At 42.2% G+C, this 23,490-nt stretch carries 33 protein-coding genes and 1 pseudogene; all 34 read right to left on the bottom strand.

Annotated features, from left to right (window positions below; all coding sequences use genetic code 11):
* Positions 1 to 214: 214 nt before the first annotated feature.
* Positions 215 to 826: an AP2 domain-containing protein gene (locus WKI23_RS07660; protein WP_368079500.1), complete on the bottom strand. Its 612-nt coding sequence runs from the start codon at positions 824 to 826 to the stop codon at positions 215 to 217.
* A 10-nt stretch (positions 827 to 836) separates the two neighbouring features.
* Positions 837 to 1,223 (bottom strand): anti-CRISPR protein AcrIIA3, encoded by a 387-nt coding sequence (gene acrIIA3 / locus WKI23_RS07655; RefSeq protein ID WP_368079499.1) that lies wholly within the window; start codon positions 1,221 to 1,223, stop codon positions 837 to 839.
* Positions 1,224 to 1,374: 151 nt separating this feature from the next.
* On the bottom strand, positions 1,375 to 1,566 hold the full coding sequence (locus WKI23_RS07650) for an XRE family transcriptional regulator (RefSeq protein WP_368079498.1): 192 nt from the start codon (positions 1,564 to 1,566) through the stop codon (positions 1,375 to 1,377).
* A gap of 82 nt (positions 1,567 to 1,648) precedes the next feature.
* Entirely contained in the window at positions 1,649 to 1,954 is a 306-nt protein-coding gene (locus WKI23_RS07645; RefSeq protein WP_368079497.1) for a hypothetical protein, read from the bottom strand.
* A gap of 470 nt (positions 1,955 to 2,424) precedes the next feature.
* Positions 2,425 to 3,375 carry an N-acetylmuramoyl-L-alanine amidase family protein gene (locus WKI23_RS07640; RefSeq protein ID WP_368079496.1) on the bottom strand — a complete coding sequence of 317 codons (951 nt, stop codon included), beginning with the start codon at positions 3,373 to 3,375 and terminating at the stop codon, positions 2,425 to 2,427.
* A 2-nt stretch (positions 3,376 to 3,377) separates the two neighbouring features.
* The gene (locus WKI23_RS07635) at positions 3,378 to 3,710 is read right to left on the bottom strand and encodes a phage holin (protein ID WP_368079495.1); all 333 of its coding nucleotides are present in this window, start codon (positions 3,708 to 3,710) and stop codon (positions 3,378 to 3,380) included.
* A gap of 13 nt (positions 3,711 to 3,723) precedes the next feature.
* Complete coding sequence (locus WKI23_RS07630) at positions 3,724 to 4,098, bottom strand: hypothetical protein (protein WP_368079494.1); 375 nt, start codon at positions 4,096 to 4,098, stop codon at positions 3,724 to 3,726.
* Positions 4,099 to 4,106: 8 nt separating this feature from the next.
* On the bottom strand, positions 4,107 to 5,090 hold the full coding sequence (locus tag WKI23_RS07625) for a phage upper tail fiber protein (protein WP_368079493.1): 984 nt from the start codon (positions 5,088 to 5,090) through the stop codon (positions 4,107 to 4,109).
* Between the two features lie 5 nt (positions 5,091 to 5,095).
* Positions 5,096 to 5,428, bottom strand: coding sequence for a hypothetical protein (locus WKI23_RS07620; protein ID WP_368079492.1), 333 nt, complete (start codon positions 5,426 to 5,428; stop codon positions 5,096 to 5,098).
* Positions 5,429 to 5,432: 4 nt separating this feature from the next.
* A complete protein-coding gene (locus tag WKI23_RS07615) occupies positions 5,433 to 5,909 on the bottom strand; it encodes a hypothetical protein (RefSeq protein WP_368079491.1) in 477 nt (158 codons plus the stop codon).
* Between the two features lie 14 nt (positions 5,910 to 5,923).
* Positions 5,924 to 6,202, bottom strand: a complete 279-nt coding sequence (locus WKI23_RS07610; RefSeq protein WP_000807223.1) for a DUF7365 family protein — start codon at positions 6,200 to 6,202, stop codon at positions 5,924 to 5,926.
* Between the two features lie 9 nt (positions 6,203 to 6,211).
* Positions 6,212 to 6,853: a hypothetical protein gene (locus WKI23_RS07605; RefSeq protein ID WP_368079490.1), complete on the bottom strand. Its 642-nt coding sequence runs from the start codon at positions 6,851 to 6,853 to the stop codon at positions 6,212 to 6,214.
* Positions 6,853 to 7,056 carry a hypothetical protein gene (locus WKI23_RS07600; protein ID WP_368079489.1) on the bottom strand — a complete coding sequence of 68 codons (204 nt, stop codon included), beginning with the start codon at positions 7,054 to 7,056 and terminating at the stop codon, positions 6,853 to 6,855. The genes WKI23_RS07605 and WKI23_RS07600 overlap by 1 nt, the downstream gene beginning before the upstream one ends.
* On the bottom strand, positions 7,049 to 8,500 hold the full coding sequence (locus WKI23_RS09425; protein ID WP_440215337.1) for a gp58-like family protein: 1,452 nt from the start codon (positions 8,498 to 8,500) through the stop codon (positions 7,049 to 7,051). The genes WKI23_RS07600 and WKI23_RS09425 overlap by 8 nt, the downstream gene beginning before the upstream one ends.
* Positions 8,501 to 8,503: 3 nt before the next feature.
* Positions 8,504 to 8,875 (bottom strand): hypothetical protein, encoded by a 372-nt coding sequence (locus WKI23_RS07585; RefSeq protein WP_368079488.1) that lies wholly within the window; start codon positions 8,873 to 8,875, stop codon positions 8,504 to 8,506.
* Positions 8,876 to 8,883: 8 nt separating this feature from the next.
* A complete protein-coding gene (locus tag WKI23_RS07580; protein WP_368079487.1) occupies positions 8,884 to 9,408 on the bottom strand; it encodes a phage upper tail fiber protein in 525 nt (174 codons plus the stop codon).
* 644 nt (positions 9,409 to 10,052) lie between these two features.
* Positions 10,053 to 11,216: pseudogene (locus tag WKI23_RS07575) on the bottom strand (tail fiber domain-containing protein); the annotation flags it as partial.
* A 4-nt stretch (positions 11,217 to 11,220) separates the two neighbouring features.
* Positions 11,221 to 11,571 (bottom strand): DUF6711 family protein, encoded by a 351-nt coding sequence (locus WKI23_RS07570; protein WP_050242966.1) that lies wholly within the window; start codon positions 11,569 to 11,571, stop codon positions 11,221 to 11,223.
* Between the two features lie 8 nt (positions 11,572 to 11,579).
* Positions 11,580 to 15,374, bottom strand: a complete 3,795-nt coding sequence (locus tag WKI23_RS07565) for a hypothetical protein (RefSeq protein ID WP_368079486.1) — start codon at positions 15,372 to 15,374, stop codon at positions 11,580 to 11,582.
* Positions 15,361 to 15,711, bottom strand: a complete 351-nt coding sequence (locus WKI23_RS07560; RefSeq protein WP_023396435.1) for a hypothetical protein — start codon at positions 15,709 to 15,711, stop codon at positions 15,361 to 15,363. The genes WKI23_RS07565 and WKI23_RS07560 overlap by 14 nt, the downstream gene beginning before the upstream one ends.
* A gap of 38 nt (positions 15,712 to 15,749) precedes the next feature.
* Positions 15,750 to 16,133 carry a DUF6096 family protein gene (locus WKI23_RS07555; protein WP_368079485.1) on the bottom strand — a complete coding sequence of 128 codons (384 nt, stop codon included), beginning with the start codon at positions 16,131 to 16,133 and terminating at the stop codon, positions 15,750 to 15,752.
* A gap of 4 nt (positions 16,134 to 16,137) precedes the next feature.
* A complete protein-coding gene (locus WKI23_RS07550; protein ID WP_153192975.1) occupies positions 16,138 to 16,551 on the bottom strand; it encodes a phage tail tube protein in 414 nt (137 codons plus the stop codon).
* A gap of 2 nt (positions 16,552 to 16,553) precedes the next feature.
* Positions 16,554 to 16,922 (bottom strand): hypothetical protein, encoded by a 369-nt coding sequence (locus WKI23_RS07545; RefSeq protein WP_050242960.1) that lies wholly within the window; start codon positions 16,920 to 16,922, stop codon positions 16,554 to 16,556.
* Positions 16,922 to 17,434 carry an HK97-gp10 family putative phage morphogenesis protein gene (locus WKI23_RS07540; protein WP_368079484.1) on the bottom strand — a complete coding sequence of 171 codons (513 nt, stop codon included), beginning with the start codon at positions 17,432 to 17,434 and terminating at the stop codon, positions 16,922 to 16,924. The genes WKI23_RS07545 and WKI23_RS07540 overlap by 1 nt, the downstream gene beginning before the upstream one ends.
* Entirely contained in the window at positions 17,409 to 17,747 is a 339-nt protein-coding gene (locus tag WKI23_RS07535) for a hypothetical protein (RefSeq protein WP_050125325.1), read from the bottom strand. Before WKI23_RS07535 ends, WKI23_RS07540 begins: the two co-directional genes overlap by 26 nt.
* Positions 17,728 to 18,039: a phage head-tail connector protein gene (locus WKI23_RS07530; protein ID WP_368079483.1), complete on the bottom strand. Its 312-nt coding sequence runs from the start codon at positions 18,037 to 18,039 to the stop codon at positions 17,728 to 17,730. The genes WKI23_RS07535 and WKI23_RS07530 overlap by 20 nt, the downstream gene beginning before the upstream one ends.
* Before the next feature lies 1 nt (position 18,040).
* Positions 18,041 to 18,229 (bottom strand): hypothetical protein, encoded by a 189-nt coding sequence (locus WKI23_RS07525; RefSeq protein ID WP_138699580.1) that lies wholly within the window; start codon positions 18,227 to 18,229, stop codon positions 18,041 to 18,043.
* Positions 18,219 to 18,401, bottom strand: coding sequence for a Rho termination factor N-terminal domain-containing protein (locus WKI23_RS07520; RefSeq protein WP_061649775.1), 183 nt, complete (start codon positions 18,399 to 18,401; stop codon positions 18,219 to 18,221). The genes WKI23_RS07525 and WKI23_RS07520 overlap by 11 nt, the downstream gene beginning before the upstream one ends.
* Positions 18,402 to 18,412: 11 nt before the next feature.
* Positions 18,413 to 19,255, bottom strand: coding sequence for a N4-gp56 family major capsid protein (locus WKI23_RS07515; protein WP_368079482.1), 843 nt, complete (start codon positions 19,253 to 19,255; stop codon positions 18,413 to 18,415).
* 5 nt (positions 19,256 to 19,260) lie between these two features.
* Entirely contained in the window at positions 19,261 to 19,830 is a 570-nt protein-coding gene (locus tag WKI23_RS07510) for a DUF4355 domain-containing protein (RefSeq protein ID WP_368079481.1), read from the bottom strand.
* Between the two features lie 109 nt (positions 19,831 to 19,939).
* The gene (locus tag WKI23_RS07505) at positions 19,940 to 20,152 is read right to left on the bottom strand and encodes a crAss001_48 related protein (protein WP_368079480.1); all 213 of its coding nucleotides are present in this window, start codon (positions 20,150 to 20,152) and stop codon (positions 19,940 to 19,942) included.
* A 215-nt stretch (positions 20,153 to 20,367) separates the two neighbouring features.
* Positions 20,368 to 20,559: a hypothetical protein gene (locus WKI23_RS07500; RefSeq protein ID WP_368079479.1), complete on the bottom strand. Its 192-nt coding sequence runs from the start codon at positions 20,557 to 20,559 to the stop codon at positions 20,368 to 20,370.
* Complete coding sequence (locus tag WKI23_RS07495) at positions 20,525 to 22,111, bottom strand: minor capsid protein (RefSeq protein ID WP_368079478.1); 1,587 nt, start codon at positions 22,109 to 22,111, stop codon at positions 20,525 to 20,527. The genes WKI23_RS07500 and WKI23_RS07495 overlap by 35 nt, the downstream gene beginning before the upstream one ends.
* A complete protein-coding gene (locus WKI23_RS07490; protein ID WP_368079477.1) occupies positions 22,020 to 23,489 on the bottom strand; it encodes a phage portal protein in 1,470 nt (489 codons plus the stop codon). The genes WKI23_RS07495 and WKI23_RS07490 overlap by 92 nt, the downstream gene beginning before the upstream one ends.
* Position 23,490: the final 1 nt, after the last annotated feature.

Here is a 23,490-nt window from a genome sequence, read left to right as displayed (position 1 = left end):
GAAGCACTATATAAATAAAAATACATGGGTCAAAAGAGGCTTAAAATAAGCGTTTATGCGTTGTAAACTACATATATTTTTTACCGTAAAAATACAAAAGTTTACACCTTATGCCCCCTTTTTGCCCCTCGTTTTTTTGAACAATAGGATTGTAATTTTGCTTTCTAATCGTTCAAAATGCTTGTTTTTGCAAAATATAAAACCGTGATAATTGTTACCATTCCCGCTTATATCCATAGTCAATTTCTGCATTGCGTCTGATAGCTGCTGCTTTTTTCAAGTCTACGCTACTACCTAAATATTTTGATTTTTTATCAACGTTGATATACGCAACATACCTCTTCTTACGCTTATTGTAGTAGACACCTCGAACGCCAGTGGTGCTTTTAGCTGTTGGTTTATTGGTCTTTAAAGATTCAGGGTCACTGATTTCAGCCATTCGCTCTTTTGTACTGCGTTTTTGCTTGCAACCACAACTTGAATTTCGCTCTATCTGATTACTTTGCAATTCGATGTGATTTCCGCAATGCTTGCAAATGCAATTCCAGTAGACACGTTGATTTTTTGAGTACGCTCTATCAACGATTTTAAAATTATCTGTCTCTGTGTCAGTCAAATCTTTATATCGCTCTTGCTTTTTCTCTTCGTTCAAGCAACCGCAAGAAGTTATTGAACCGTTTTTTAAGTGGTCTCCTCGAACGAAAGTAACTGTTCCGCACTCACAAAGACAATGCCAGAGAACTCTTCCTCGTCCAGTTCTTTTTCCAACATCGCCAAGAACGGTCAGACGACCGAAATGTTGGTTTGTTAAGTCATCTTTTGCCATATCTTACCTTTTATGCTACTTCCATGTGCAATTTTACCGCACGCATAGCTAGTGACCACACGCTAGTTCCTGGCCAAGCTTCTTTTCCCATATTATCAACATTTGTCATTTTTGTGTAAGCGTCCATTTCAAACGCAACACCCAATTTCTTGCAAGCCCAATCCCAAGCTTTTGCTTCCTCAGATGTTTCAGCATCAGCATATTTTTGGTTAACACGTTCAACAACTTCTTTTTCGTGTGCCCAAGCTTCCTTCAAGCAGTCAGCAAATGAAGCATATTCAAAGTATTCACGACCTGAAAAATCTGCATATTCGAAGTCACAAATTTGATAGTTACGTGTAAACATTTCCCAAGCTTCTTTCATGATTCCTGATTTGTCATAAGCTACTTTTTTCATCTTTGTTTTCCTCTTTTTTGTTTTATTTATCTTACAAGTATAGTATATAACATTTGTTATATATTGTCAATAGAAAACACAAAGAAATTTAAAGTTTTTTTATTTTAGAAAGCACTTTTAAAGAAAATAAAAAAAGCCTTGGAATTGGCTTTTAAGACGTTTCCTGCATTTGGTTTGCAAGTTCGGTTAATTTGTGGCCAGTCTCGATTGTGAGGTTCTCGACCTTTCTTTTCCCTTTCACTAGAGCTGAAATTGTAGGTTGGGCGACACCGCTCATTTTTGAGATCTGGTAACCGCTGGCATTTTTCAATAACCATTCAATTTGCTTTGTATCTACTTTCATGATATACTCTTTCTAAGGCTGATTACTCTGTCAGCCATTTTATCTTACAACCCCCTCATTTTTTGAGGGGGTATTTTTATTGTTATTTTCCAAATCTTGCTACGAAAAGTCTGTGATATAATTCGATATCTTCTCTTGTAACATCGAGCAATTTTTCGTGTGATTTCTTCACATCAACATATTTAGCAAGTTCTTCCACTTCACGCATATTGCTGATATCATATCCTGCATATAGTAATCCATAAAGTGCTTCGTGAATCTCTTGCAAGTTGTTGTCAGGAAATTCGACTATCTTCTTAGAAAGATTGGACATTTTAGATAATGTTCCAGCTTCGTTACGAATCGCGTTTGTCCAGCGTTGTCCAAGAATCATGTGTCCGTTTTTCATTGTAAGTTCCTCCGTTTTTTTGTTTATTTATCTTACAAGTATAGTATATAACATTTGTTATATATTGTCAACACTTTTCTTCGACTTTTTTAAAATATTTTTTTCGTAAACAAAAAAATGCGCCCGAATCAGGCGCCACCTTCTAAAAAAGGTTGTGTGCGGTTAAACCTTATTCTCACTGTTCGAGAACTAAAATACAACCTGTTTAAATTATACTACGATAGTTCCAAAATAGCAACAAAAAAACCGCAAGCCTAAGCCTGCGGTAGATAAACATTTTAGAAAAGTTTTCCTTTCATTTTATTTTTTTGAAATTTTAAATAAAAATGGAGCATTTAAGCTCCTTCTTTGAAATAACAGACACTTGGCTGGTCGGTGTACCCAGCATCTCAGATACCTTTTACAAGGTGCGGCAGGAACCTTTCTACCCTCAAATGTCTTTCGTTATCTCACAACTATTATATCACATTTTATTTTGTCGTAATCAAGCCATCCGGCTCTACTGTGAACTCTGGCTTATCTGCCATTGTTCCGTCTTCCTTGATGTAGTACCAGCCTTGACCTGCTCTGACGAATTCATTAGATACCATGTTTCCGTCCTTGCTATCAAGGTAGTACCATGTGTCCCTGTACTTGACCCAACCCGTCTTCATAGCACCTTCTACATTGAAATAGTACCACTTCTCAGCGATTTTCTTCCAACCTGTCGCCATTTCTCCTGAGTTATCAAACCAGTACCAGTTGCCGTCTGAGTGCTTCTTCCAACGGTCTGCAAGCATGTAGCCTGAACCGTCGAAGTAATACCAGGTTCCGTCAATCTTCTCAAATTTGTCTTTTGGATAGCTTCCATCTGAGTATACGTACCAGTAGCCCGTGTCATTCTTCTGCCAGCCTGTTTCAGAGCCTAACCCGTTCTCAATGTCTCGCTTAAACTGTTCACGGCTAACACCCCATTTCGCAAGATAAGGATACGGGTCAACGTGGTCGCTACTGTTATCCGGCTGGTTATTGGTACAGTATTCATGCGTTTTGATACCTTCCAAGTCGTCTGTATCAAGAGTTTTCGGCAAACCTGCTTCATCTGCTAGGTTTCGTAGCAATTCGATATAAAGGCGATAGTCTGTCATGAACTCTTCTTTAGTTGAATGGCTTTCAATCAATTCAACTGCTGCATAGGTCTCAGCATTCCAACCGCCCCCAACATCCCACATTCCCTTGTTTACAGGACCTACCTGCATAACACGACCGTTACCAACGACATGAGAAAAGAACCCAAGTCCAGGGTCCTTTCTGTAGTGGTAGTCCGCCTCATTTTGAGCAGTTGAGTTGCGGTTGCCTGTTGAGTGGGCGTGAACCTGACGGAAAGGCTCAAATCCAACAATCGGCAAATCCGTGCGTAGTCTGCTTGTATCAATATCCATGATTACTGTCCTCTCCAAGCGTCATTCATCTGCTTCACGGCTGACTCAACAAACACTTCAAGTTCTTTATCCGTCATAGTGACATTGTACTTTTTAAGTTCTGCAAGCATATGTACTTTAGCTTGTTCTAGCTTTTCATCACCCTTATAGCCTGTTTCCTGAGCTACCTGCTCTACTGCGTGTACTGCATTTTTGGCTACGATTTCAGCGATTTTTACCGCTTTTTCTCCGCCTTTACGCAAAAGATACTCTTTCACTGCTTTTACAATGTTTCCTACTGCTACAGTTAAAAATCCTGTAGCAAAAGCAATAATCAATTCATTAAATTGTGTCATGTGTTTTTCCTTTCTATTCAACAAAAAATATAATATTCATAGGTTTGAAATCGCTACTACTCGCCCCGTTGTCAGAGAAATATCTCTTAATATCTTCGTTGATATTATTGATGTACATTGTACTTCCTATTAATTGTGGTGTTTGGGAGTTTGAAGGTATGGTTATAAACGATTTTGCACCAACTATATGAATTTTTTTAATAAGTTTGCTGTTAAATTCTGAAGAATGATCATTAACACGGAGCGCAATGAATCTACCATATAATTTTGTTCCAACACCAAGAATTGTGATTTTTTGTAGCGGGTCTAACTCCCACACCAACCTACTGCCAATGTACCTTTTGGCAATCTCTCGATTACCTAACATGATTCTTACTCTATCTCTCATAGTGTCACCTACTTAAAAATGTCGTAAATTGTGTTAGGGTCCTTGGTGGCGATAGCATCGTATTGTGCTTGTGTTCCTGCCCAATACTTGAGTGCTTGTTGCCCCTGTTGATTGATGATGTTTTGTCCAGGCGCCCCCGTTGCACCTCGTTCGCCATCATTGACATTATCCAAGCGAGTGAAAGCAGAGGCTTTTAGACCTCTGTAATTCACTTCAATGCGGACTTCGAACCAACCACCAGAGCGCTGAGTGGCGCTCCATGCTCCGAATTTTCCGGCTGAGTCAGCTGTCTGATTTCTCAACACTCCCCAATTATTATTTCCGAAACCACGGTAATAATAATCAAGAGTATAGCCACTCGTGAGCTTCTCTCCATCATAAAATACATCTGCGAATAAATTTAGCTGGCTAGTAGAACCATTTCGATAACTCCCTTCAATGCGGACAGTTGCATTTAAGCTGTGGCCGTTTTCACCCCTCAAGCTATCCCGTTGAGTCGGTGTCAGTGTGTCGAATGATGGTCGATTTTCTAGAGCCTCTACACGTCGTTTCAAATCGCTATCTGACAATTCTCTTGAACCAATTCCTTGAACAGATACATTTGTGCCTGAAACTCTCGTGACCTTCCAAAAACCTTGATTGGTACTTGTAGAACCATTCCAGAAATCTTCTACAATATCGCCTACCTTGATGCCATCAGGGTTCATAATATCGTCTGTTCTGATTGTAGCGTTAACACCTACGCCACCACCAGGGATATCCCCTTTAGCGATACGATGAACAGGAACATCTGAAGAAGGTAGCTCGACAGAGCCACCATTCGTCAGACTTAAACGATTGCCACTCAAACTAAGAGTCTGATTGTCATTGTCTCGTTTATTCTCAAGCGTGCTAAGTCGTTGCTTAATCTCGCTATTTTTTACTGCGGAATCCTCTTTAATGCCCTTGATATCCCTACCAATAGCTGTTGCTAGATTTTCAAGGTTATTCATAGGCTTCACGCTTTCGCTTGATTATATGTCGCTACTAAATCAAGATTGGCAATCTGGTCTACACGTCCGCTGACTTCGGTTACTTTGCCGAGAAGTGCGCCGTTTTCATCCTGACCCATGTTCGTGATTTTATCCGCAATTTCTTTCAGCGTATCAAGATTTTCAGGAACAGACTCACCCAAGATTTCAGCTTTGACTTCTGATTTAGCTTGAGTGACTGCCTGTGAAATAGCTTGCGTCATTGCTGAAGTTTCTACTTTAGTGCTGACACTTTGCTTCACTTCCTTGATATCTGCTCCGACTGCTTGTGCGAATGCTGTTAATTTTGTTGTGTCCATGTTGTTAAACCTTTCCTAAATTATAATAAAAGAGCAAGTCAGGGAAATCCGGACATGCTCCACCTTCGCTTGCAGGTCGTTCTGCAAGCTGTTTTTTTACTTCTTTTTCGATGTCTAGCTCCTTCAAAGTGTAGACATCTTCCGTAACCAATTCCTTATCTGAGGCCACTATCTTGATATGTGTTTCTTTGTCACTGGGGAAAATATACCCTCCAGCGCTAATCTCTAAGCGGTATTTCCCGATTGGCAAGATAGTGTCCAGATTAAAATTCACGCTTGAGTTCGTGACAGTTACCCTCTTCTTCCATTGGTACTTGCCCATTGTCAGACTAACGACCGCCACCTCCCCATCAAGAGAGAGGACGGCTCGATAATCTTCGTCTAAAAGGACAAATCCAAAGGTAGAAGCCACATCACCCTGCTTGATGAGGTAACCACCATCCACTTGAGCAAGATTGGTCGTATTGAGATTACAGACCATTCTGCGCCCCTTTCTTAGCTTTTGCTCTGAATCAACGTTTTCAACTCTCTGACATCTTCACCTAACGACTTAACTTGTTCCGCAAGAACTAAGATAGCCTTGTTCTGTTCGTCATGGTTATCTAGCCGTTTGTTTGCAGATCTTTTAAATTCATTCAGATTCTCGATGTCCTTTTCTAAAACCGTGAGACGATTTTCTTGTTTGGTCGCTCGGTCTTTCATTGAGAAATAAAGTCCGATGACAGGAATCAGAGAGAGGAAAATTTGGACAATTAAACGTTCAAATTCTGCCATAAAGCACCTCTATCCTTTAGGCTCGTACTTCCATGCTGCGCCTGTCCCATCCATTTCAAGACGACCGTTTCGGACAAAGTCGCTAACTGGTTCACCATTGTAAGTAAATTCCTTGTTCAACTGAACCAAGATACGCTTACCTTCTCCGTCCACTTCAACGTGCGCTGGGTCTTCGATAGTAATCAAGTCGTGTGCCATGTACTGTTTCCCAACTTCAGCAAGTGGAATGAGTTCAACCAATTCCTTGTAGTTGGTTCCATAAGCAATTGTCTTGCCTGCTACGGCATTTAAAACGACCGCATGGATAATTTTCCCATAGCGGTCAGTTTCTTCTTGATTGTGCTTAACAGCTTGGTCTGTAGCCGTCTGCTTAGTTTCTGTCTCAGCCAGTTTCTGCTCAGCCTGTTCCAATTTAGCCAAAGTCTGCTCTAGTTTAGCTTGAGCAGTAACGATGGCATTTGTCGGATCAAGTTCCGTTCTAATAAAATCTAAAACCGCTTGAATCAGCACCTCTTCATTATCATTCGTGCGGTTGCCTGGCAACTCCACACGCTCGTAGCTGTAGCGTCCAGGTTCTTCTTTCTCAATCGTTACGATTGTGACATTCTTTTCCCCTTTTAGAATAGGGCTTCCTGTTAATTTATAAGTCATTAGTTGCTTCCTTTCATTTTATCTTGCGTTTCTTCAAACAGTTCTTTGAGGGCTGGGTCATATTCCAGCACCGCTTTAAAGGCCTGTAATTCAGCCAAAGCCAACGTATAGTGTGCATCTAAATGCGCACGCCCCAATTCGCCTTCTGCCAAACGGTTGACGAGCGACTCAGCGACTAGCTTGTCGATTGTGTGATTATCCATGTAGTTTCTCCATTTCTTTGATTTTCTGGTCTAGTTCTTGGATTGCTTTCAGCAAGTAGGGTACAAATTTTGAATAGTTGATAGACAGATAAGATGTCACTTCATCTGTTTCAATTGCTTCAGGTACTACCTTCTGTGCTTCCTGCGCAATCAAACCAACCTCTTCGTATTTCTGGCTCTCGATGAAATCAAAAGAGACCATGTTCAATGCTTGGATTTTATTCAAGGCATTAACTGGACTCTCTTTAATATTTTCTTTCAAGCGCCTATCTGAACTCGAAGTGATACCTGCATAGCCTCTCCATTTTGCTGTAGTGATTTGATTCCACCAGACGACGGCATTCTCTCCTCCAGCTGGATTTGACCCAGCACCGTAAATATCTGCATTTCCTGTCCAGATACCTTTGGTAGCATTAATCTTACTGTAGAAGTTAACGTTTGTAGAGCCAGAAAAGTCAACTTTACCATAGAAGCTAACTGTATTCTTACAATACATCTGCCCATCTGTATCTACATGCCAAGAGTTCGGTCCTGCTTGGTTCCAGTTATCGCCCCAATTCGCCCAAAAGGCTGTCTTGGTACCATAACCAGCACCATTTCCCATTCCAACCGAGAATTGGTTCACTCCAGAAATCCAGCGACCACCTCCGTTGTCAAACTGACCCAAGGTGAAACCTCCAATTTCGCCTTGATAGGCTTGTAGGAAGGTTGAGCTAGACACGACTGATTCAATCTTGGTTGTAAAAATTTGCTTGGATGTCAGCTTGTCAATCAAGGCATCTCTAGCGGTCAGGCTTCGAATCAGGGCATCGTCTACGCTGATTTTATCGCCAGTAATCGCACCAGCTTGGATATGTTCAGCAGTGACAGAGCCGGCTGCCATCTTCCTAGCAGTTACCGCACCATCTACCAACATGTCGGACTGTACACGAACGTGTGGGGCGATGATATCAACACCTCTTGGACTTGCGGAAATGGTAGAGGCTAACTGCTCGCCAGTTAAAGTAGTAGAGCCAATGGTCACACCTTCTGATGTCACTTGAACTCTCGCACTATTAGCTGCGTCTCGCACTTCCTGTCTGATTTCTCTAGCAGTCTGAGCGATGGCACTCTTGACATTCGTATCAAAGAACTGAGTCAGCGCCCCTTGGTTGTTCTGCTGGATTTTACCCCAAAGAGTACTGTTTGGGTCTTTCAGTTCTATTTCAATAGAACGCATATCCTTGAAGAGACCTGACAAGGTACGTTGCGTTATAGTAGGCTCCACGAAACTCGTCGGGAAATCCCCCTGCTCCAGCTGGATATCCGTCAGCACCGTGTCACCCACACAGCCCATATGATGAAGCTTCAGCAGTTCATCTCGTGTCCGTGGCTGAAAGACCTTGTAATATCGTCCGTTGTGCTCAAGAGCAGGCGAACGAACGTTTTGAATGGTAATATCCATGTGTTACCTCCATGTAGAATAGAAGCTCATATAAGTTTCTCCGTTTGATGAGTTAAATAAACTTTTTGCTTTCTCAAAATCTTCGGTAGTTCTAAAACGGGCTTTAATGTGGTTGTTACTATAGCCTCGTTCTAGTGTTACTGGAATAACATTTGATTCAGTTTTACCGATGAAACGAACTTCGTCAATAGAATAGTTACTGAAACCAAATCTATAATCATAGATATTCATTACATTTTCTCCGTAACTTGGAGACGCAATAACAAATTTTGAAAAAAGTTCTAAAACTCGTATTCTTTTTTCCCAAACCAGCCGAGTTCCTACATAACGCTGAGTAATTTCCTTGTTACCAATATAAATTCCTTCTCTAGCCATACTACCTCCTACGAATTGCTATAAATGTCATAGATGGTATTACTATCCTTGTTAGGAATCGCGTCATATTGAGACCTTGTACCAGACCAATACTTCATCGGTTGCCCGCCATTTTGGTTGATGATGTTCTGTCCAGGCGCTCCTGCTGGACCCGCATTTCCTTGGGGTCCTCGTTGACCTTCTGGGCCTCTCGGTCCTACTGCGCCTGCTGGGCCGGTTGGTCCTGCAGGACCTCTAGCACCCTGTGGACCTTGTGCGCCTTTCAGCCCCTCTCTCTGTTGGGTTGTCAGGTTCTCGAATCGCATGACACCGTCGGCACCTCGTGGTCCTGTTTCCCCACGTTCTCCACGGTCACCTTTCGGACCAGTCAGATATTGCAGGGCTGAGAATCGGTCACGGCCATTCCCGACCTTGACCTTACCAGTATCACTCTCAACGCCTAACTCGCCATCGAGTAAGACCAGAGTGCTACTTGCCCAGTCTCGTGCTGACATGCGCTTGTGCTGTACCCTTATCGGGATTGTCTCTGTCATGTTCTACCTCCGTTAAAAATAAAAGTTGGATTCTCGCTCCAACTTCCCTCATATCTTGCATTCTGCCCGTCAGCTACCGTCTTATAGACTGGCGCTAGTTCAATCCGTCTTGTCTGATTGTCAACCGTCACAGACTGCTCTACATTCTGATACCAGTCGCCTGAGAAAGTCAGACGATAGGAACCATAGTAGACTGCTAAGACCTTCTCTTCTTTCTGGACAAGGTCTTTATCTATCGCTGGCATGACCGTATTAGCAGGCGCAAGATGAACGTGTCCGCCATAAAACGGATTCTTATTGACTACCACAGTCACATCAGTTTTCCCGTATGGCGTGCAGGTTGCTGACCAACTAATGACGTACTGCTTACCAACCTCAAAACCGTCTCCATTGTGACCAACCTCCACGAAATCCGTTCCATAACTGATTTTCTTGGCTGTGCCACCGTTGAGACGGTTCTTATTGTACTGGGTAGTGCCGTCACCACCAATTAAGCTAGCGTTGACCCTTGCAGTCTCACTGACCTGCTCTAATTTCTTACTGAGTTCAGCGATAGAGTCCGCACCGCTCATCAGCTCCTCACGAATACGCTTCACGAACTCAGGACGCTCTTTCTCCATTTCCTCATGGATTTTAGCACCGAATTCTTCAGCATTTGCTTTGTATTTTTCGATAGCATCATCTATCGCTTTTTTACGTTTCTCGAACTCAGCTTCAAAGGCTGCGTCTGCTGCTTCTATCTGCGCTTGGATTTTGGCTTCAATGCCATCTTGTTGCTTTATCTGCTTGGTAATCGTACCCTCATAAGAATACTGGGTATCATTCCCAGCCTTACTGTCTGCACTGATACGACCTCTCAGACCACCTTTGAAAGTAAAGCTCTGACTTAAGACAGGAACTTTAAAGGTTTCTTTCTTATTCGTCTGAATGGTTACCCATTGCCCAACCTCCAGCAGTAAATGGCCTTGGTAGTTGAGATTATACGGATAGTAAGTCAGGTTTTTCAGTTTGTAATACAGGTCATTTAAAGCGCTCTGAGTCATAAAGACATTATCCAGTTCCAAAGACCGACCTGTCTTCATACCGACTGTCAGAGACTTCTTATCTGTCTTACAAGTGATACCAGCTATCTGATACTCAATCTCACTCTTGGTTAAACCATGTAGGAAGTAACTGTCAGCGTTGATCGTGATGTTGGACTCGGTCAAATCACGGATTTCCATCTTACCTTCTCTGTTAAAGAAGCAAGACATCCCAATCATCTGCGTCATAGCACTCAGCATATCCCTGAAGGACAGCTTCTTGCCCTCAGGTACTTGCTCAACATGGTAACGCATAGCGCTGATTCCGAAATAGTCATTCGCTAACTCAATGCCTGTTTTTAGGCAGATTTCCTGAATAACCTCTCGTACCTCAGCTGGAAAATGCAAGTCCGTCACATACTCACGATTGAGCTTAAACATACCGTCCATAAGCTCCAGCGTGGTTGTGTTTCGGTTTCTGTCAATCTCAATATCGTTGATGAAGTATTCCCCCATCTTGACCCACTGGTAGGTATCCCCAACCAGTAGACCAATCTCAGGGTGTAGGATATCCAGCTTATTGAACGTGGTAATGATGCTGGTAAAGGTAATCTTACCGCTACCTGCACACGTTCCGCCGGGCTTGTATGTATCGCCTTTGATGTAGCCATACTCAAAGCTAGCCTCTTTGATATCCCGTGAAGCATAATCTCCAACACGAATAGCCAGCGTCCTGTCCTTGGCAAACATGGCTCTGTCAAATTGTCTTCTGGTTAAAGCGTCCATTTTCTTACCTCTCTACCAGATTAAATTTAGCGCCAGACCACGGTTTGAACTTCTCAGTGAAGGTATAGCTAGGAGCTGTCCTATCACCGACGTAGAAAGTCCCAGTCGTCTGACCTTTAACAGGATCAGGGTAGGAAACCTCAAAAAAGACTGCTGACACGGCATTTAAAAGCTGACTCATTTCTTCCTGAGTCAGCATGCCCCACTCACAGTCTAGTTTGCGCTTAGTCGTGATACGGTCACGCACCATGTCGCCATTAGCATTACGCCCTGTTTCTCCATCGATATCTTGAATACCGACCTGAAAAGATTTGGGAGGCTTCACAGCCACCCCATTGATTATCAATTGTGCCATTTAACCTCCTAAATCTTGAGCAAGGTTTGACCTGCTCGTTCATGTTCCTTGTTGATTTCTTGGATGGCTACCCGTCCGAACTCATGACCTGCGATTTGGATAACAATGTCGCCGTCGCCAGAAAATCCACCTTGTGGACCGACACCAGCCATGGCATTTACTACCGCACTGCTGACAACTCGTCCAAGCGTTTGGATAAAACCTGTATTTTCAAGTGGTACGACCGCCTCTTTACCTGCTTCACCAATCATGGCAATAGTTGGACTATCAACGATACCACCACGGGCAAGACGAGGAAGGCTAACTGTGCTTACACTTCCAATCCATCCTAGACCAGGCAAGTTTCTGACAACATCTAAAACACCATTGATCATGCCGATAAATCCATTAACCACATTCTCAATAGTGTCAAGAACCGCATTAACAGCACCCTTAAACGCACCACCTACTGCCTCTCCGACCATCTGACCAGCGTTTACGAAGATACTTTTTACAGTTTCCCAAACGCCTTTAAAGAAGTCTCCGATAGAACTAAAGGCATTTTTAACAGCGTCAAAAGCTTTTCCGAAGATTTCTTCAAACCAGCTTGCTACTTTGGAAAGCGCACTTGTAACATCGTTCCATCTTTCACCAAACCAAGAACCTAGTTTGCTAAAGATGTTTGTTAGACCAGTCCATGCTTTTTGGAACATGTCCGTAAACCATGCCCCGATATTAGCCAAAGCACTAGTCACATCCGCCCAACGTTGTCCAAACCATGAGCCGATCGGTGTGAAGATATTAACGATAGCGTCCCATGCTCCTTGGAATACACCAGAGAACCACTCTCCGACACCAGAGAAGATGTTAACAATGGCATCCCACGCTTGCTGGAACTTCTCGCTAAACCATTGGCCTATTGGCTCAAAGATTTCTTGAAGCTTCGTCCATAAACCGCTGAAAAATTCTCCAATTGCTTGACAAATACCACTGATAAAATCACATAGTCCTTGCCATGCAGTTTTAGCGAACTCAACAACAGTGTCCCAGTTTTGGTAGAGCAATACGCCGATAGCAATCAAGGCTGCGATTGCGGCAATAACTAAAGTTATCGGACTGGTCAAGACTGCAATAGCTCCATTAAGTGCCCATGTTGCAGCTGCTGCGACTCCTGCAGCAATCGATTGAGCAATTTCTGCCGCTGCTGCAAGTCCCATTTGCGCCGCATGAACACCCCAAGCTAGTGCTGATTTACCAAGTTCTAGAGCAGTTTTTCCTAGCTCTACAATCAATTTACCAGAATTGACTGCAAAGTCTTTCGCATATAAGGTATTTAAATACACGCTTTCTGCAAAGTCCTTGATCTTGTCGACTGTCAAGCCTTTTACAGCGCCAACTAAATCAGTGAAAGCTCCGCTTAATTTACCGATTCCTGCTGCAAGACCACCTGCCTGCTCAGCCCAAGACATGAATTTAATTCCTTCCCAAGCTGTTGATACCAGACCAATTGCGGTGGCCATAGCTGAAACTATCTCTCGATTATCCTTACACCAATCAGAAAAAGCAACGAAAGCATCGCTAACGATTTTCACTGTATCAGCTAGAATTTTTAAAGCCTCTAAAATAGCTCCACCTAGTACATCGGCAACTCCACCAATGCTGATACCGAATGTATCGGCTAAGAACTCAGCAAAAGGCTGCATATTATCTTCCCAGACTTGTTTGAGAACATCAACCAATCCTCCAAAAGCTTGACTCAAAGAATCAATCGCTGGTCCGATATGGTTATTGTATACATCTTCAAAGCCATCTGAAAATCTTTGTAATGCTGGAGTAACATTGTTGTCGAAACTATCTAGAAAGACTGATACGATTTGAGAAATACCGCTAGAAAGAGTCGTTATAAACGGACTAACATGCTCATCATATACACGACTAAACGCATCCCCAAAACGGTTCACTGCTTGCTCTATCGTTTCAAATACTGGAGCAATCGCATCCAATGCTCCCTGCAAGGAATTTGATAATTTCGGAGCGTTATCTCTCACAATTCGCTCTAAGCCTTTGAATAAATCACCACCAAGCTTGCTTCCAATCTCGACAGCTTTTGAACTCAAACTTAAAAACGTTGACACAATAGCGCTACCAATACGAACTGCACCAGTTGATGTAATGACGTCGTAGAAAGCACTAGAAAAAGCCTGAGCGATATTTCCTACTGCCTCTGCAATGTTACCAATATTATCAAACAAAGCGACTAACGCCCTGATAATACGTTCCTTTTGCCTTCCGAGACCATTTGCAATACTTTCGGCAAGGAAAACACCAATACCCAAACCGATAGTGGCTATTGATCCTGTCACTTGCCCTAAAGCATAAGCGATTTTTTCAGCCATACGGTTAAAGGCATTCACAACCCTTGGGTCAGTAGCAATTTCTCCAAGCGTCTTAGCTATCTGGTCTAAGGCGGTCTTAATGCGTTCTATACCTTCTGGTCTAAACGCTGCATCAAAACCTTTTTTGAAGAGGTCAAACAACCCTTTCAGCTTATCTCCAAGACCGTCAAAAATGCTCTTGAATTGGTTGCCCATGTCGGTCAACTCGACTTCTGGCAAGATGTCTTTAAAAGGTCCGCCACCGCCTCCCTTTCCTTTACCACCTTTGCCACCGCCACCGCCTCCAGAACCACCTGCATCGTCGTCTTTTGGTTTTTGCAAGATGTTAATCTCATCAAATCCCATTAGACCAAGCAATTCTTTAGCAGCCTTCTTAGCGTTTTTGGCTGAGTCTCCGAGGTTGTCAGCAAGTCCTCCTGCTGAATCTCCAGCGTCGTCCACTGCGTCGGCAAGGTCTCCTGCACCTCCTGCAGCATCCTTCATGGCGTTACCCATGTCTCCAACTGCTACGCCGACACCATCTTTTACTGTGGCTTTCTTGTTGAACATCAAAGCAATAAACTCAGCGAGTTTAGCAGTCACGTTCTTCAAGACCATGGCAAAAGAGTTCAATACTGGCATAATCGCATTGATAATCGGCAACATAGAGTTACCAAGGTTCAATGCACTATCTTTCATCAGTGATTTAAACAAGCTGATACTACCGTTAACTGAGTTGGATAAGGTATCTCCATACTTAGCTGTGGCCTGTTCCAAAATGGCCATCAGACGGATTTGTTGCTGTGTCTGATAGTCTAACTGTTGCCAACTTTGTCCGTTCGCAAACTTCTTAAAGGCTTCTGTGGACTCAATCATAGCTACATTGACATTGATTCCTAGGTCTTCAATCGCTTCGGTGTTCCCTAGCAAACCTGAGCGAATCCGCTCCATAACATCAGTGATACTACGCCCTGAACCTTCTGCAATAACTGCCGATGTCTGCAACATCTTAGCAGTATAGGCGCTTAGCTTGTTGGTATCTTTGATAAACCCAGAAAATAGGTTTGAGTAGACTGCACCATAGTTGGTCGCCTCACCCACACCCATATTCATAGCGTTGGCGTTATCGCTAACCCATTTTAAGAAAGATTGCGAACTCTCGCCCATCTGGCGCTTGATTTGGTTCATAGACGCTGATACTTCAAGAGCAGTCTGCGCTGAATACATCCCAACATCAAGCATTTTCTTACCAAGAATTGCAAAACCAGCAAACTTAGCTAGCTTGCCAAACGCACTACCGATTGAGTTCGACTGTTCACGAACTTTGGCAGTGGCATTCTTCACTTGGTCAGATGTTCCTTTGACCTGATTCTCGACTTCTTTCATCTTCTTCCTGAAAGGCGCTATCTCAGCGTCAATCATGACTTTCAATTCATCAAGAGTTGCCATTCACTTCCTCCTTCCTTTTTCGATTATGTCTTTCTGCAAAATCACGCATCCGTTCCTTATGCAACAAAAGCGCTTGTCTCTGTCGTTCCTGTTCTACCGCTTGTTGTTCTTCTACAAACAACTCAGGCGCATATTCCCAGAACTCAAAGACCTTGGCATCCTTGGATAACAATAAAGAAACATGATTGGATATCATCTGCGAAAGTCTATAAGAATCAATAATCTTTTCCTTACGCTCTTGGATTTTGACACGGTTGTAGCTTTCAATCATTTCCCTGATTTCAAGTACCGTTAAATCCCAAAAATCAAGAGGCTTACCTCCGATGTCCAAAAACATAGGGTAAAGCCTCTCAATAATCTGCGTTACCGTTAAGATTACTCGACTACTGTCATTTTCTTCTTGTTGGAAGTTTTCTTGTCCTTGCTTCCTCGTGGAGTAAAACCCGATACTTCAAAGAGTGGCATTAAAACCTCTGTCATGAAGGTTGTTTGGTCTCCACCGTTATCCACGTATTCATCGTATAGATCATAGACATCCTCAAGAGAATACCCATTCTCATACTTCTGCAAAGCTCCATGAATCAAAAGCAATACAACTTTCAAAGGAGGCAAAGGAAACTCTTCGCCAGCTTCAGGCATGAAGATTTTTAGTAAGTTCATACCGATTTTTTCTTCAACTTTTGCTGCTTGATGAGATGAAAGTCGTAGTTTCAACTCTTTCTCATCGCTAATCTTCCAAATTGAGTAAGGTAACGCCATTTAATTAACCTCCTAAACCATCTGTAAATTCCAAATCTGACTGCAAGGCAATCTTAAGTGTGAACTCGATAACGGCATTGACACCGCCTCCGCCAAGTTTTACAGATACTTGACCTTCAAAACGAACTTTAGTACCGTCTGGGTAAGCTTGTTCAAAGAAGAGTTTTTTCTTATTGTCTGCCGCTTTACGTAATACACGATAAGGTGCAGTTTCGCTATCGTTCTTGTAAGAGAATTTGTATTCCAATTCCCCTGCGTCCCCGATACCAAACTCATACATTTTTACTTTATCTTCAAGAGTAGTGTTCTCTACTTTTTCAGGTTCAATACCAAACTCTGGTACTTCTTTCAATCCAACAAGCTTAGTATAAGTTCCTTTAGCTTCGCCATAAGATAGCGTAATTCCATTTGCTAACATGTTTAATTCTCCATTCTAAATTGAAAAACAAGCTCTGAATGTAAGTCAACGACACCTTCAAAACGCATGACCTTATGTCTCAAATGAGACGGATCTGGTACATCTTGGCAGTCTGTTCTTCTCAGACCTAAAGACTCAAAAATCTGATTGATTTTAACAGCTAACTCACTAGTGCTGGTATCATCAAAGATATCCACCTTATAGCGGATGGAAGATTTTTGTTCCTGGTCATCGAACCATTCACCTGGCTTGTTCTGTTCTTCCAAAAAAATAACGACTGGGAAAGTCTCCCAATCGCTAGGGTATGTATCGGTCACATTATCTGCGACCTTTTGCAATTCTTTATAAATAACAGGCTTGATATTAATCATTATATTTGTTCTCTTATCTTTCTACGGACATAATTCGAAATATTCTTAGACACACGCTCTTGATTGTCTCTCAAAGCTGGATAAAGATAAGGCTGGGCAGGTTGACCATACATCTTGTAGAACTCCCCAATTTTTTGAAAATGGTAAGATCCTACATTGATTTGGTCTTCATGCACATACCAAGGATTAGACTTGTAAGTCACGCTGACCTCTGGAGAGATACCAGAATGGCTAGCCTGACCCTTAGGTCCCGTTCCAAACTCAACGTAAGGAGCGTATTTAAGATTGGTGTAAACTTCGCCTATAGCCCTATCTCCGTCCATTTTTGCTCTGGTTTTGATACTAGTTATAAGTTCTCCATCATTCACTGGTACGAGTCTTCTTGCATCAGCTTGGACAACCTTTATAGTAGCATTGTGTACCGCACGTAAGACGATATCCTCGCCAGTTTTTTTACTAGCTAACCGTCTACATTTAGCTATAAGCCTATCTGCCCCTAGTAGCTCTGACACGTTCTAACTCCAAAACTTGATGATATGTGTAGACCTTTTTAGAAATAACCCTGTGAGTCACTTCCGTCTGGCTATCGATACACACACCATCTTTTACTTTGATAGTCGCTGACTTGTTGGCATTTGCGTTCAAAATGTCGTTGACACGCTCACCATACAATTCAGATTGTAGCTTGCTACTAGCTGGCCACAATTCAAGGCGGACTGTCTCAGCTTCCTTGGCATATCCTTCTTTTGCGACACCTTCTTCTGTGACAGTCTTTTCAAACCGTCGCATTGGATAAGGTTTCAGCCTACTCTGCTTCAAAAACATGGCCTGCCACCCTTGCTAGTCTGTGCATGCGGATACGCTGTAAAAGACCCGTAGACAGGCCGTTTTCTCCGTAGACTACTGCTATTCCACCTTCAGTCCTAGAATGCTCTCCTTCCGCTCCTGAGCGGTTGTGGAGCTCAATAGCAACCTCAGTGATTAAAAGACTTAAAGCAGGTGTCAAAGATGTGCGATTCGTCTCTGACAAGATAAGATTTGTAGCCCTCGTTTGGAGCAACATGAGAAGCTGAGTATCTTCTTCGCCTGTTAATTTCTTCAGCAACTCTATAGACATATCAATCCTCTTCTAAGAACTCAGGTTCAGGGAGGATTTCCTCAAGAACATCTGAGATAGCGACACCGTTACTGGCAAAATTATCTGCCAACTCAGCATAGCGTTCCTCAGTAATCTCAAGTTCCTCCCCTGCCAGTCGTTTCACATTTGATTTCCAATCATAGAAATCTTGTTTGATTTTAAATTTCACTTTTTAAATCCTCCAACACCTCTACAATTTCAGCTTTTGATAACTTATAAGCACCAGCTATGCCAGCTTCTTTGGCTAGATTCTTCAACTCTTCTAGAGTCTTATTTTCTAAATCAGAATACTGGCTAGCTTGCTCCTCTTGAATGTAATGACGTCGTAGCAATAAGCTCATATCGTCACCTCTTACTCACCGAATTTTACAACTCGTGTAGGGTCGTATAGGTAAACACCATAGTGTTCGTCACCAGTGATAACCGTTGTCTTTTTAAGGATGTCTCGGTCTGTTTCGATAGCCACATCTCGTTTTAGCATGATAACAAACGCACCGTATTTATTGGCATCGTCTGTCTGAGTTTGGCTAGGAGAGACTTTGACGATAAAGCCTTTTCCTTTTTCAACTTTCTTAGTACGGACAATTTGAACACCTCGTGTTTCTCCAAATGTACCAGAAACAACTGTATTCGCTCCTACTTCTGTACCTGAAATCCATTCTTTCACAGTGTTAGCACGCAAATCAATGGCATCTGATGGATTGATAAGAGCTACATATTTTGCGTCTTCTTCATCGTCAAAAATAGCAAGTGCTTTATCAAGAGCTGCTCCTGTTGTTGGAGCCTCTGCAACGTGCTGTGTTGCAGTCTTAGCTACTGCGACCAAATCATCATCAATCTTGTTAGCAATAGCCAAACCAAGCTGGTAAGTAGCTTGGCCTAGTGGGTCGCCAAGACCTGACAAAAGAGCTTCATCGGTAATTTCATAACCTTTAGCAGCCTTTTTGATGGTCATAGTGGTCTTTTTAGTAGTCAATTGATCTGGAGAAATAGCTTGACCTTCTCCAACCTCAGTCGCATCTCCTGCGTACTCCCATGCTGGAACTGTTAGAGTGTTCCCTGGTTGTCCTTGGAGTGCTGTTTCCACATAAGCAAGTGGAGTGAATTTAATCAATTTAGATAGTTTAGCGGAAACCATGTCCGCCATTACTTCTGGGTTAACCATAGTGGCTAATTTAGTTTGTCCTGCTGTCATTTATTTTAACCTTTCAATTTCTTATAGAGTTCTGGGTTCTTTTGATAGAGTTCATTTCGACTCTGATAACCCATACGTGCAAATTCTTCTTTTGTGATACCGTCACTATCGACGGGTGCTTGTTTCATTGGGGCTCCACCTTTTAGCTTTTCTTGTACGCCTTTTTGCACAGCTTGCTCCCATGATTTCTGCAATACAGCGACAGACTGCGATACAGTCTCTGCGCTTGTCAAATCAACTACATTCACTAACTCAACAGGTAAGTCACGTTCACTTAGCATAGCTCTAGCTTCTGCGGTCAATTCCTTGCGGGCAATAGCCTTTTCACGGTTAGCTAGTTCTTGCTCACGCTGATCCAACTGATACTTCTGTTTCTCATCAGCGTTCATCTTAGCAAGCTTCTTAGCTTCGTTCTCCTTAGCTTCTTGCTCTGATTTCCACTTGGCAAACTTCTTATCGATGATAGCATCGACGTCTGCGTCTGTGTACTTCTTCTCGTCTTGCGGTTGTGGTGCAGGTTCTGCAGGTACCTTTTGTTCTTCAACCGTTTCGACTGTTTGTGTTTCTTCGTTCATTGCGAACCTCCTATTTTTAAAGTCGTCCCCGACTGTAATTTCCATAGCTTTTAATGTCTTCAATGCTTGGACAATATAAAAACCGTACGGGATTCCATACGGTTAGGTTTTATAGTTTAATTTCTTCGATTTTTGCACGTTCTTCTAGAATTTTTAAATAATTCCACATTGCTGAACGCTGATATTTTAACAAATCAATCGGACATTTAGGTTCAAACTCTAGTTGTCCTTTTTCGTATTTCCCAATCATCATGTCTAACTTCTGAAATCGTTCTCTCAATTCGTAGTATTCTTTTTTAAATCGTTCTTTCCAAGGTTCCATATCTTTATTCCTTTCAAGCATAAGAAAACCGCCTCGATTTCGATGCGGTTAGATTATTTTTTGATTTCTTTGATTACTTGTTTTACAAACGCTATGATGAATAGCATTAAAAACAAAAATACCAACCACCCGAAAGCGATTGATACCCAATCCCAGATAAACATATCTTTACTCCTTTTTAAGTAAAAGAAAAGCACTTAGATTTCTCTAGGTGCTTAAATTTTAAATTGTTTCAACTCAAGTTCAGTTAATTCCTTGAACTCTTTGCCTGTTTCGTTTAAATACTTGTTAATTTTTCCAAGATTATATTTTAAAGGCTCGGGTCTATCCCCGTTTGGCAAACCAACCAGGCCATCAAGTTCCAATAACGACTTATTTTTTATTACGTTTGAAATTGTAGTAGTCATGTAACTTCTTAGCCTCCTTTTCAAAAATTGCCATCCTGAATTTACTGATATTTACAGCTCCTAGAGTCCTAGCATAATGTTTATTAAGCTTTTCGTTTTTTGTATCAAAGAAAACAACACCGTCATACCCTGCATCAAAACTCTCAGCAACCGCCTCAGCAAACATATGTGCAGTAATGCCCTCATACAGTTTTTTACCGGGCTTTCTCTCAATGTGAGAAATATAAACGGCCGAAACAGATGGGTCTCTGTGATACGAAATCAAAGCTTCAATTTCGTTACCACCTGAAACCTTTAACGCTTTTACTGTATCTCCCAATTTATAATCTGAATAAAAATCAAAATTCCAGTCTTTCAGTTCATGTTTTTGAGGGATATATTGTGATATTTCTGTATCAACAATTTTCTTATCAGATAACCTTACAAGACATTTTGTCCAGTTATCTACTTCTAAATCTATTGTACCATTTTTAATAGTTTTATCAAACGCTTTACGTTTTACAGACTTACCTTTTTCATCCACATACTTGCTATACCACTCTTTATAAGTCATATCGGCAGGCACGTACTCAACTTTACCTGTCACTGGATTCCTTGCTCTGCGCTTCAGTTTGCTGTAGTCTGCGTCCTCATCGTATGCGACAGTAGTAGACCTACACCACGGATGCATAGGCGGATAATTGACACCAGGGGTCGCTTTATCCCTATCATAGACCCGATTATCATGTTCTTGACAAATGCGTGATGTACGCTTGTCTAAGACGGCCACAAAGATATACTTCTCTATGTCTGCTTCTTCATAACTGAGTAGTTCCATTTGATTATGGAAAAAGGCGGATTCAGTACGAACCAAACGCCTTGCATCATTCTGACCTACATTAAATCTCTCAGCAATTGCTTGTGCAGTTTCTCGTGTTCCTCTGCCAGTCATGAGACTCATGAGAAGTTCATCTTTTATGCTGGAAGTAAGCTTCCCTGTATTCTTCCAGATGTTTGTTGAGTACGTACTTCCGTCTCCTACCCAACTAAAAGACTGTAGATGTTTTATCTCGCTCTCAGGAAGCCCAGAAAAGCCGTATGCCAGCCCTGTCTGCTGTTGCAGGTCAAAGGTAGCCCTATAGTAGCTATCCTTCATCAGATCGCTATAAAAGGCGTCTGAGCCCGTCTTCTCCGAATGGTAGATAGATTCACGCATACGGTCTAAATCGTCGCTCAAACGTTTTAGGCGCTTCATACGGAATGAATAAGCTGAACTGTCTAAGTCAGCCAGTAACCTTTGGATATTCGGGTCATTTGGTCTCGCTTCAAGCACCTTACGAAGTTCGTTCAAGTCCTTCTTGTCTTTCATGTTCTTCAAGACTTGTCTAGCATCTACCTGACTTAGACCATAATCACGTTGGAATTTATCAAAAATCTTATTGATTTCCTTATCCAAGTAAGTCTTGGCTTCTCGATAGACCTTATCGAACTGGTCTGCCTGCTTTTCGGCCTTGTCCATCTGTTGGTAAATCAGATTGGCTTTCCTCTTCGCCCAATACTCCTGATTCTTCATCCTCTACCTCATCTTCGGGTTTCGTGTTGTCTTGGTTGAACATTGGCATGTCTTCCATGTTCTTCTTTTTCTCTTCTTCCAAGGCTTCCAGTTCAGCGTCAGGGTCTTCCACAAACGGCAAGAGTGAAATAAGCTGTCTATTGGTCACTTTACCTTCCAAGTTGTTCACAATCTGAGAGATTTCCAGTAAGTTCTTAGGCAAACCACGACTGAACTGCGGAACGATTGAATGAGACTCTAAAGCAATCTGCTTCATGCCCAAGTAATGAGCAAAAATCGCAATCCGTTGGCGCAATCCACGCTTGTAATTCGCTTCCTTGGTCTTGGTAATCATCTCAAGGCCCATCAACTTGAATTCCATGGCTACGCCTGACGTGTTCCCTGCGAAATTCTCATCAGTCAAGTTTGGCACATGGCTAAATGTGTAGATATCCTCTTTCAGAGCTGTGCGCAAGATTTCAGTAGCACTTTCATCCAGCGTGTTCTTCAAGAACTCAGCTCTTGCACTATCGCCCGGCAATTCCAAAAGACCTTCTTCAGAAAGAATCTTCATCGCTACCTTAGCGTCTTCTGGAGTGTCTGCTAACTGTGTACCATACAAGACTAGGATAGACTCTACTGCCTGTTCCTTGTCATTGACACGGTTACCCATCAAAGAATTATAAGCATCAATCAAGCTGATTTGTTGCTCGTAGTCGCCAATCGCAAAGTGATTATTGCGATATTCAATAATTGGAATTTGACCAAGGTTATGAGGGGTTACCTCTTCATTCTGAGTTGTTCCTGAATCTGTACTTCTCAGCACCATGTGATAGTGCAGATTTTCAGTAAAGACTTCTGCCTGATACTTAGTAGTATCTTTCGTATCATCCTTGACCTGGTAGTAATAGACCGCAAACAAAGGCTTCCGCTCGATGCTATCATCGTAGACCATGAAGGTGTTTTCTGGATCAATACTAGTTGAGTCCAACTCAGTCAATCCCTCTTTAGCATAGATATATTCATAAGCACGACCATAGATAGCCATATTCAAAGCATTCTGCGCATCTACTTGGTCAATCTCAGCGCCATCAAAAGCTGTAAGTAGTTCATCGATATCACCTTTAGCGGTGTTATTGTACTTGATAGGATTGCCCATAAAATAACCCGTAGCCGTGTCTGCAATATCCTTAGCATGATTGGCTACCGTCTTATAATTGGGTGCGTTCTCGTTGCGTCTCTTGTGACCTAAGATAGCATGCTCACCCAAGTAGTAGCTTTTAAGTTTCTTCAAACGTGAGCCTTCAGTGCTATGCTTCGTTATCAATTTGTAAATAAGGTCTTTCTTCAAAGAACCCTCATCATATCCATCTCGTGGATAGGTTAAATATTGGTACATG

It is taken from the genome of Streptococcus pseudopneumoniae (assembly GCF_038148955.1).
In the GTDB taxonomy this organism is placed as follows: domain Bacteria; phylum Bacillota; class Bacilli; order Lactobacillales; family Streptococcaceae; genus Streptococcus; species Streptococcus pseudopneumoniae_T.
The sequence above is the reverse complement of the archived record's forward strand: the minus strand, read 5'-3'. Positions and strand labels throughout refer to the sequence as shown.